At 31.4% G+C, this 10,332-nt stretch carries 12 protein-coding genes; 3 read left to right on the top strand and 9 right to left on the bottom strand.

All coding sequences use genetic code 11. The features are described 5' to 3' along the window. Positions 1-113 precede the first annotated feature (113 nt). Positions 114-509, bottom strand: a complete 396-nt coding sequence (locus tag ATO12_RS17995) for a hypothetical protein (protein WP_034244430.1) — start codon at positions 507-509, stop codon at positions 114-116. Further along, positions 493-1,080: an RNA polymerase sigma factor gene (locus tag ATO12_RS17990; RefSeq protein WP_034244427.1), complete on the bottom strand. Its 588-nt coding sequence runs from the start codon at positions 1,078-1,080 to the stop codon at positions 493-495. Before ATO12_RS17990 ends, ATO12_RS17995 begins: the two co-directional genes overlap by 17 nt. A 152-nt stretch (positions 1,081-1,232) precedes the next feature. Between ATO12_RS17990 and ATO12_RS17985 the strand changes: the two genes are divergently transcribed. Continuing rightward, positions 1,233-1,580, top strand: coding sequence for a DUF6249 domain-containing protein (locus ATO12_RS17985; protein ID WP_034244424.1), 348 nt, complete (start codon positions 1,233-1,235; stop codon positions 1,578-1,580). Positions 1,581-1,870: 290 nt separating this feature from the next. On the opposite strand, the gene ATO12_RS17980 is transcribed toward ATO12_RS17985, so the two are convergent. The 4 genes from ATO12_RS17980 to ATO12_RS17965 form a co-directional block, all read right to left on the bottom strand. Continuing rightward, complete coding sequence (locus tag ATO12_RS17980; protein WP_034244422.1) at positions 1,871-2,512, bottom strand: hypothetical protein; 642 nt, start codon at positions 2,510-2,512, stop codon at positions 1,871-1,873. Positions 2,513-3,018: 506 nt separating this feature from the next. Continuing rightward, the gene (locus ATO12_RS17975; protein WP_034244420.1) at positions 3,019-4,368 is read right to left on the bottom strand and encodes a hypothetical protein; all 1,350 of its coding nucleotides are present in this window, start codon (positions 4,366-4,368) and stop codon (positions 3,019-3,021) included. After that, a complete protein-coding gene (locus ATO12_RS17970) occupies positions 4,352-4,963 on the bottom strand; it encodes a hypothetical protein (RefSeq protein ID WP_034244417.1) in 612 nt (203 codons plus the stop codon). Before ATO12_RS17970 ends, ATO12_RS17975 begins: the two co-directional genes overlap by 17 nt. Further along, positions 4,947-5,492 carry an RNA polymerase sigma factor gene (locus ATO12_RS17965; protein ID WP_034244416.1) on the bottom strand — a complete coding sequence of 182 codons (546 nt, stop codon included), beginning with the start codon at positions 5,490-5,492 and terminating at the stop codon, positions 4,947-4,949. The genes ATO12_RS17970 and ATO12_RS17965 overlap by 17 nt, the downstream gene beginning before the upstream one ends. A 319-nt stretch (positions 5,493-5,811) precedes the next feature. Between ATO12_RS17965 and ATO12_RS17960 the strand changes: the two genes are divergently transcribed. Beyond that, positions 5,812-6,366 carry a DUF2911 domain-containing protein gene (locus ATO12_RS17960; RefSeq protein ID WP_034244414.1) on the top strand — a complete coding sequence of 185 codons (555 nt, stop codon included), beginning with the start codon at positions 5,812-5,814 and terminating at the stop codon, positions 6,364-6,366. Positions 6,367-6,495: 129 nt separating this feature from the next. Further along, positions 6,496-7,569: a methylmalonyl Co-A mutase-associated GTPase MeaB gene (gene meaB, locus ATO12_RS17955; RefSeq protein ID WP_034244412.1), complete on the top strand. Its 1,074-nt coding sequence runs from the start codon at positions 6,496-6,498 to the stop codon at positions 7,567-7,569. Between the two features lie 76 nt (positions 7,570-7,645). Here meaB and ATO12_RS17950 read toward each other — a convergent pair whose 3' ends face one another. The 3 genes from ATO12_RS17950 to ATO12_RS25065 all read right to left on the bottom strand — a co-directional run bounded on the left by ATO12_RS17950 (position 7,646) and on the right by ATO12_RS25065 (position 10,313). Continuing rightward, positions 7,646-8,515, bottom strand: a complete 870-nt coding sequence (locus ATO12_RS17950; RefSeq protein WP_034244410.1) for a hypothetical protein — start codon at positions 8,513-8,515, stop codon at positions 7,646-7,648. 13 nt (positions 8,516-8,528) lie between these two features. Further along, entirely contained in the window at positions 8,529-9,623 is a 1,095-nt protein-coding gene (hisC, locus tag ATO12_RS17945) for a histidinol-phosphate transaminase (RefSeq protein ID WP_051575926.1), read from the bottom strand. A 99-nt stretch (positions 9,624-9,722) separates the two neighbouring features. Then, positions 9,723-10,313, bottom strand: a complete 591-nt coding sequence (locus tag ATO12_RS25065; protein ID WP_051575925.1) for a metallophosphoesterase — start codon at positions 10,311-10,313, stop codon at positions 9,723-9,725. Positions 10,314-10,332 lie beyond the last annotated feature (19 nt).

Genomic DNA, 10,332 nt, shown 5'->3' with positions numbered 1-10,332 from the left:
TTTTACACTAACTACCTAAAAAAACATTATAGAGTATCCCCTACTATAATGTGTTTTTAGGTAGTTTTTTGTGTGTATTTTTTGTTCTTAAAGAATCAAAATCTACTCAATAATTATAGAGAGAATCGTCTATCAATTCTCCGTTTTAAAACTGTTATTTGTATAAGAAATAAAAGGGCTAGAAATAAAATACCGTATATAGTAGTTTTATAAAAAGTAAATCCAGAAAATGGATTTTTGAAACTTATCTTATCAAAAAAAGAAAAATCAATAGTACCTAAAATCGATTCTTCACTCTCTGATAAAAAAGGTATGGTACACAGTAGCATAGCAGTAGCAACACCAACCATAAACCAAACTTTCTTAGAAATCAAAGGTTTGTATGCAGGTGACACCTCGATAGCCGAAAGTTCTACCTGATCCATAACATTCTTCAGAAAATTTTCTGAAGGAGTCTCTAATCCAGCTTCTTTGACTAAATCCTTGATGTCTTTATATTGCTCTTCCATTTTTACTACTAATTTCTGGAGAAATGTGATGCTTCAATATCGAATATAGTTTTTTTCTACTACGATATAACTTTATTTTCACATTATCTGCTGTTAAATTTACAATTTCTACAATTTCTTTTACACTTTTTTCCTCAAAATAGTATAGTGTAATAATCGCAGCCTCATCTTCAGGAAGCTTCATTATACTATCTGATATAATTTTTTTTCTTTCTTTTACTTGCAAATAGTTTAGTGCATCACCAACCAGTTCCATTTCTCCTTCACTTACTTCTTCTATAAGCTCAGAAGTTATCATTCTTTTACTTGCTTTGATTGCATCTAAGCTTTTTCGATATGCAATAGTATATAACCACGTAGAAAACTTGGCATCACCTCTATAGTTACTCAAGGATTTATATGCCTTGATAAAAGAATCCTGAGCAACTTCTTCTGCCTGTTCTTTATTCTTAATCATACGATACACTACTGTGTACACTAAACCCTGGTAACGTTCTACCAGAACCGAAAAAGCATTCACCTGCCCTTCTAGCACTTGATTAATATAATATTGATCTGATTGATGGTTCATTTTCTCATAGGACGACACTATATAATCGTTGGTTACATAATTTCTATTAAAAAGTACAAAATATTTTTTTCATCTTTTTTGTAACCGCTTCGAATTACTCTTCGTCTTAATTAGAAAAACGAACAGTATTAATCTTTTAAACTAAAAACATGATGGGATCAGAAGTAATTATAGTACCTGCAATCTTTGGTGTATTTTTTGGAATTATTTATTTATTTATTTCAGCTAGAAATAAAGAACGTATGGCTCTTATAGAAAAAGGAGCAGATGCTTCTATATTTTATAGTAGTAAAGAAAAAAGAGTTACTCCTGTATGGAAAGTACTTATTCTAAATTTATCCTTATTATTAATGGGTATTGGAGTTGGAATTTTTATAGCAGGTATTCTACATTTATCTGTTGGTGTAGATGAAGATATTGCTTATCCTGGTACGATCTTCTTAATGGCTGGAATTGGTTTATTCACTGGTTTCACCATGACAAAAAACCTGGATAAATAAACAGAAGTATTACTTGATAAAAAAATATCCTGATGTGATTACATCAGGATATTTTTTATTTGCGTTTTTGACTATCCAACCAGAAAATAGAGAATCTAATTCTTAATTTACAGAAGGATATAATCAAATTTAGATATCGTACTCATTAACATTAGGTTATATATAATAATCCTATAAAAAGCTATAAGAGCTTCTTAAAACCTTTTTAGATTAACATTGGTAAATTAAATAGACTGCATAAAAAAAGCCTTCCAAGTTTGGAAGGCTTTTGTATATTATAAAATTCTTTATTACATATCTGCTGCAAGGTCGTTATTATCTACAAATTTTTCAACAACAACAGATTCTCCTCTATTGTTCTCTAAAACATAAACTCCAACTGGTAATTGGCTAAGGTCTACAAAATTTGTCGTTTTTGATAAAATATGTACCGTATTTTTTACTTCAAATAATTTGATTTTATCTCCTTCTTCAAAATTAACCACAGTAACAAAATCTCCTTCTCTTGTTATCTCTAAAAGGTTTGTTTCAGAATTTTCATAATAATGTACAAATTCTTCTTCAACATTAACTTCTGAAGGCATATTTGCTCTTTCGCTATCATATTCTACTACAAAATCACTTTCTACATTTTCTATTGCACCTTCAATATTAATATCTTCTTCCATACGAACGATAACAACAGACTGTCCTTGATTGTTTTCAAGTAAATAAGATCCCATTGGTAATTGACTCAAATCAATTTCCCCATGAGTTTTGGATAAAATATGATCTCCGCTTTCTACTTCGAATAATTTGATTTTATCTCCATCCTGAAAATCTACAACTACCACAACAAGACCTTCCTTCTCTACTTCCAAGATTTGGTCTAAGTCATTTGCATAACTATTTAAGAATAAAAATAAGCTAAAAAAACACGCTATTGATTTCATCTTTATAAACTTTATAGTGGGGGTTGTTATTATTTTATTACGGTTTTACCATACAATGATATTATATATTTATAGTTAAACAAATTAAAAACCAGACTTTTAGATCAAATGTTTTCGATATTCGACAAATGACACAAAAAATGTCAAATCAAGCTTTATTTAACGTTAATACCATGATTATCAATTGTTTATTTTTTAAGTAGTGTTAAAAAATCAGATTAAAAGCAAAAATCAACAGATTAAAAGACTTATTCTGTACTATACTTACGTTTTTACCCTCTATTCAATAGAAAAAAAATATGGTATGTTAAGCTAAGGTTGATCTAAGGTGAATTTAAAAACCTAATTAATTTATTAGTTCAATTATCTTAAAATTCTTTTCTCTTTTAGGGTAAAGAATTGAATGTATTTAAATTAGGTGTAGGATGACACCAACTAAAAAAGCCCTATCAGTCTAAACCGATAGAGCTTTTCTATAATTAACACTACATTACTATGAAAAAACTTTATTTATTATTTAATACAACCTCGCTATATTTAGCATTAATTGTAATTATTTTATCTGTACTACGCGTATTCTGGAACCCATTAACAAACACATTACCAAAATTCTTTCTTGTATTTATTTCTAAAGTCTTAGGTAAAGAAATTATACTTTGCGCCCCACTATATGAAAGGTTAAATGCTGTTTTGGGTAAATTTAATTTAAAATCACTGTTTTGAACTGCCAGATCCAGGGTCGAAAAAGATTCTCCAAGATTGGCTATAGTAATTATTCCAAAGCTTCCAGAGATCGCTCCATTTTCATCAAGTTGTTGGATAAAAACATTACTAGAATCGGCATTAACAAGAAGGTTTTTAGCATTTTGTATTCTACAGTTCTTAACATAATTGATCACCAATCTACCATTGTTCCATTGTCGAACAAAAACAGGGGAATAAGAAGCTTTAATAAATGTTTGTTTGCCATCTATAATATTAGCAGATAGTTTAGTATGAGATAGAGAAGCTTTAATATTATTAGATTTTTCTGCTAACTGCACATCCCCATGGCGAATATTAAGTCTTAGCTTAGCCTCTTTAGGAATACGTACCTTAATGATTTTACTTGTACTATTAGTGTTAACTCTACTTGTACTATATCTATAGACTGTAACATTAGCTGTACCGTTCTGCTGATTACCAATATCTTGTATTAATTGAGATGCCCATGCATCCATTTTTCTTCCATATTGCTCATCCCAGGTTTCTAATTTTATCTTGCTTTTAGGGTCAGCTTCAAATTGTTTAGCCCATTTTTGCTTTTGTTCATCAATAAATTTTTCGCGTATCTGGCTCTCCCATTGCTTAATATATTTTTCATCATTTTCTTTAAAGGTTCCGTTATTATAATTAACGTTAGCTTGATTTTGAGAAAGTGTACTTGGCATAGGGTTTTTAGCAATGTTTTCCATAAGAGGCCCTAGCATATCAGTAATCATAGGGCTTAACATCCTTAATTCCTGTAAGCTTTTTCTATCCATCGTGATACTAGAAGCAGTGACATTTCGACTCCATAAATTTCCTGCTGTAGAATTAATAGTTACTTTTTGACTATCTCCTAATACATCTACTTGCCAACTATCAAGAATATGTTTGCTGTTTCCATCAGAAAGATTACCTTCTAAGTAAGCTTCTACTTCGATTGTATTTTTATTCCAGGTTTCAAAAACAATATTAGTATGACTCGTGTTAAGAACAACAGTAACATCTTCATTTACTGACAGCTTTTCATTTAATTTGTCTTGTCTGTCTTGCGCAAATAAGCCTGCACAACACAATAAGCCAAGAGTCGCTACATTAAGCCTGTACTTCATTGTAATTTTCGTTTTCAATTCTCTCTAATTCTTTTAGTTTATCTTTTAGTCTATTTAAAAGTGATAACCGTATCGTTAAATTCTCCATCATAGCCTCTACACTTTGAACATTAGGTCCAACTTCTATTAATTCTTTATTAAGTTTTTGGTACTCTTTATCAAGATTATCTAATCTGGCCATAAAACTCTCTACCAACTCTCTATTTGTATCATCAATTGTAATTTGTGATAATTGAAATTTTATACTGGTAAGTATACTATTTTCTACTTCTTGATACTCAGGAGATATTTCTGCCAGAGGAGAAGATTGTTTAGTTAATATTACAGAGGAATTTTTTACAGGGCCAGTATTTAGATCTACTATTTCGGTTCCTTCGTTACCACTACTACCTAGCTGATTATATGTAAGTAAAGAGACCGAGAAGATAACAACAATACTTGCAGCAATATTAAGCCACTTATAATCGAACTTTCTGGTTTCTTTAGGAAATTCATTCTCTAACCTGGACATAAACCTTTGTTGGTGCCCTTTTCTTAATTGCTCGGCAGGAATCTGTTTATCCTGCTTTAAAAGTTCTCTAATATCCTGTGCCATGTCTCAAATGTTTTAATTCTTCCTGTAGCTGCTTTTTTCCTCTATGTACCAATGTTCTTGAAGAAACTGGTGTAATATCCAGTACTTCACTAATTTCATTATGGTCATACCCTTCTATCAAAAATAGCATGACGGCATATTTATATTTTTCTGGCAATTTTTCAATTGCTTTTTTTACCTCCTCTACAGTAACAGAATCAGACACCGACCAATCATTCTGTTCTTCTACGGTAGTCATAACCTGCTCATTAATCGCAACCATATTCATTTTCTTAGCTTTTAGCATATCTATGCTTTTATTTATAACAATTCGTTTAAGCCAAGCTCCAAAAGTAACATCTCCGGTAAATTGATGAAGTCGCGTAAAAGCCTTAATGAAAGATTCTTGCATAGCTTCCTCCGCCTCAAATGGATCTTTAAGAAAACGCAACGCTACATAATACATACCATCACAGTACTTATTATAGAGTTTCATTTGCGCTCTACGATCGTTATTCCTACATTGTTCTATTAGCTCGCTTTGTAACAAACTTTCTTAACTTTATGGTTAGTGATTATTATTTTAAAACTGTTTTAAATCGTACTCATCTATATAGACGAAAACATATATTCTATGTTGCAAAATTATACATAAAAATCATATCACGCCAACAATATATTGTATATCAAATAATTAAAAAACACAATGTGTATTTATGATATCTACACTTGTTATGGTATTTGTAGTATAAATGATGTAAATAGTACTCTTCTATTTAGTAACTTGCCAAAGCTTTCTTACTTTTTATGAATATTTAAACATAGACATAAGTTGTAAAAGAAGTATATTTAGGATTAAAAAAATCGTTATGCCAAAACTTTTAAAACGAGCAGTACTCATTTTATCAGGATTAGTATTGATTGGATTTGCAGGAATGTATTTCATGAAGCAAAGTACCAAAAAACATAGTCCCGAAGAAATCGTTACTCACACAGCAAAGGATGCTACTTTCACTGTTTTTTATAACAGACCATACAAAAAGGGTAGAGAAATCTTTGGTAATCTGGTTCCGTTTAATGAAGTATGGAGAACTGGTGCCAATGAGGCTACTACATTTACAACAGACAAAGATCTTCTAGTTGATGGTACTGTACTTAAGGCAGGGACCTATTCACTATGGACTATTCCAAATCCAAAATCCTGGAAAGTAATTTTTAATAGTAAAGAATATGATTGGGGAGTAGGCATGGATGGTACTGCCAAACGAGACGCCTCGTACGATGTGCTCACTGTAGAAGTCCCCGTACAACCTTTATTAAATATCGTAGAACAATTTTCTATTTATTTTGAAAATGCAAATGATTTTACCATACTATATCTTGCGTGGGATAGAACTGCGATTGCAGTTCCTATAAAAGTATAAATACGTTCTCTTTGATAAACTTGTATCATTTTAAGTACAAAGTGCTGCAAATACCTAAAATATCAGAAGGCCTATATATTAATTACAAGTTTCCAAAAGGAATTTATAACTTTGCCATAAAGTTATTCTGTGTCTAAAGATTCTACCAAACATACTAATTCTCCCTCTAAAACACCTTCTAGCACTAGTAGTCAAGCAATTGATCGATTTAAAAAGTTACAGCAAAAGGAAATTATAATTGACTCTATTTTTAAAGCAATCATTGCTCAGGACACTGCTGCTTTAAGTAAAGGGATTACATTAATCGAAAGTACCCAGCAAAACCATATTGAAAAAGCACAGCAACTTATCGAAATGTGCCTTCCTTATGCCAATAAATCTATAAGAATTGGTATAACAGGAGTTCCCGGTGTAGGTAAAAGCACCTTTATAGAAGCTTTAGGTAATTTGTTATTACAAAAAGGGAAAAAAGTTGCTGTTTTGGCTGTGGATCCTAGTAGTACAATTTCACATGGCAGTATTCTGGGGGATAAAACCCGAATGGAATCATTGGTAAGATCTTCTAAAGCTTTTATACGCCCTTCTCCATCTGGAAATTCATTAGGTGGAGTAGCACAAAAAACGCGAGAGTCTATTATCCTTTGTGAAGCTGCAGGCTATGATGTTATTATTATTGAAACTGTTGGTGTAGGGCAAAGTGAAACAGCTGTGCATAGCATGGTAGATTTCTTTTTATTACTAAAATTGGCAGGTGCAGGAGACGAATTACAAGGTATCAAACGAGGGATTATAGAAATGGCAGATGCCCTTGTAATTAATAAGGCAGATGGTGATAATCTAACACGTGCCCGTAAGGCCAAAAATCAATTTAGAAAAGCATTGCACTTATACCCTCTTACCCAAAATAGTTGGTCGCCAGAAGTATTAACCTGTAGTGCTATAGAAGGTACTGGTATTGAGGATATTTGGAAAATGATCTTAAAATATCTTAAAATCACTTCTGAAAATGGATTTTTTGAAAAAAACAGAATCCAACAAAATAAATTTTGGTTATTACAAACTATTGAAGAACAATTAAAAAACTCTTTCTACAACAATCCAAAAGTTAAAGCTGCTCTAGATTCAAAAATTGAAGCTGTACAACAACATAAAATTACGCCCTTTGCTGCAGCTAGATATTTGTTAGGTCTAAATAATGAATAACTCAAAAAAAAAATGTTTCTTCAAAAATTATGACTATCGTATTTATCTATTCAATTTCGAGATGTTTAACATAACTCTATGTCAATACATACCAATTATTTACTGCCATTTCTAATTGTTCATCTGTCGGATATTTTTCTTGTACCAGTGATACAAAATAAGAGACCTCTTCTATTGAAGGAGTTAGTTTAGAAAACTTTTGCCGAATATCATATGCCGAATTCACCTCAAAAGCTTCATTTACAAATAATGTTTTTACATGTCTCGCTCGAAGTACCTTTCTATAAAGTGATTCGTAAAAATACTTATCATACTCCTGGTTTTCGCCTAATTGTTCCTGCATTCCCCACTTTTTACCTACTTCGCATATTTCTCGATACAATGCCATAAGAACATGTGGTTGAGCATCTGCTTTCTCCATTTCATGATTAGGATTCTTTGCAGTTTTTACTCGTTTACTTATTATTAGCTTTCTAAGTTTATCTGAAGGTACTGGTAGTATAAATTGAGTATTATCACTTGATAATATAGGCTCTAATTCATCTTCTGTTTTTTTACCTAATTCTACTAACCTGTTTCCTACCAAAGGAGCCTCAAGGATTAATACCTCATTATCGTCTTTGTGTAATTGATACCAATCATAAACTGCTTTTCTAGACCATAGTCCACAAGATTTTCTAATACCTGCATGAGTAACTCCATCGATTTCAGGATAAATCTTCAACACTTGTTCTGTTTCAAAACCCTGGCGTGCACCATCCCATTGTAGTATAGAAATCTTTCTCCTTTTTTGTAATGCCATATAGGCAAATTGCTGTACATATAGACTTTTTCCTACTCCGGGTAACCCCGTAAAACATACAATTTTAGCCTCAGAAGCGACGGTATCCAGTATAGAATATATTTCTCCTTCTTTGGGTAAAACAATATATGATGAATAATTCATGTTACAAGTTTGTCTAAATTGATAGTAATGCTTTTAACACTTCAAAAAAGTTGGCATTTACATTTGGTGTTGCTACGGTTACTCTAATATGATCTTTAACTCCAAATTTACTACATGGTCTTACCATGATACCAGCTTTTAGAAATGCACTTGTGATTTTTTCTTCAGCTATTGGGGATTTAAACAAAATAAAATTAGCTTCGCTTTTCCAATAGGTAATACCCAGTTTCTCAAATTGTACATACATCCACTTTTTTTGTTCGCTAATCAATTTTTGAGTGTTTTCTATATGTTCATTATCTGTTAAGGCTCCGACTGCAGCTGCAGTACTTAATACATTAATCATAAAAGGTCTACTGATTTTCTGTAGATACGAGGCAATTTTAGGAGTCGAAAATGCATAACCAATACGCATACCTGCTAATCCGTATGCTTTAGAAAAACTGTGAATAGCTATTATATTTTTATTTTTCTTAATGTAATATGCAGCATTACAAAATTGCGGGTCTTCTACAAAATGAAAATATACTTCATCATAAACTACAATAACGGTATCCGGAATATTATCTAATAAATAATCCACATCTTTTTTAGGAATTACAGTTCCTGTAGGATTATTAGGTGTAGTTAAAAATATCAATCGTGTATTCTCATTAATCGCATCAATAATCCCCTCTACATTTAAACCAAAATCAGGAATTTTTAAAGGAACATCAATTACTGTAGCATTTTCTATTGTCGCAAAATTGCCATAAGCTTTAAATGTTGGAGACGAAACGATTACTTCGCTATCTGTATCCAAAAATCCTCTACAAATAATATCTATAATCTCTACACCACTATTGGCTGTTATATACTGGTCTGCTTTAATACCATTATCATAGTGTTCTGCTAAGGCTTTTTTCAACACAGAATCATCTCTATGGTGATATTCAGACAATTCATTTAATGATTCTTGTATTGCTTCTAATGCTTTTGGAGAAGGACCTAAAAAATTCTCATTAGAAGAAAGCTTATAGATTTTTTGATCTTCACTTTTGTTTTTACTTTCAGCTTTTGTCGCGCCTACTTTATAAGGTATAGTCTCTAGTATATGTTTTTTATACATCATTTGATTATTTTGGTATAGGCTCTAGAAAAGTAAAAATTAGTTTTTGAAACAGAATACATTAAAGTGTTATTATTATAGCACTTTTTGTCGTCTTTCCTACATCAAAAGCTTTTCAGAGCGAAGCTTTAATACTTCTTTATTTTTCTTAAAAAAATCAGTTACTAATTCTGTTTTTAATGTTATGCTATTCTTAAGTTCTACAATATTTACGTTATTAGCGTCTGTATCATAAATGGCTAAAGAGGCTATTCCTGTTTTATGAGCAGAAATCTCTCCGGGGTTTACAACCCATGTCTCATTTTCTTTTTGAAATGAGGATATATGAGTATGCCCAAAAAACACGGCGTCATATAATCCCGAGTTCGCCATAGGAATAGCAAGGTCGTCGTAATGAGAAATAAAAATTTTGCGATTATCTATTTCTAAAAAATCATATGTATTTAGGCTTACACTAAGGTTACCTTCTTGATGATGTGCCACTTTAGTAATTTCTACTTTTTCGCCATCATTATTTCCCCAAATCATAAATACAGGAATCGTAGAGCACGATAATACTTTTGCAATACCAGCATTCATTAAATCTCCTAAGCAAAGTATTTGTTTGCAATTCTGTTTTTCAATTTCCTCTAATGCAAGAATAAGATTATGAAAATTTTCATGGATATCTGAAATAATCGCTATTTTCATCGGTATACATATTTTATAG

This window comes from Aquimarina atlantica, from assembly GCF_000626715.1.
Lineage (GTDB): Bacteria > Bacteroidota > Bacteroidia > Flavobacteriales > Flavobacteriaceae > Aquimarina > Aquimarina atlantica.
This window is presented reverse-complemented; position numbering and strand designations above follow the sequence as displayed.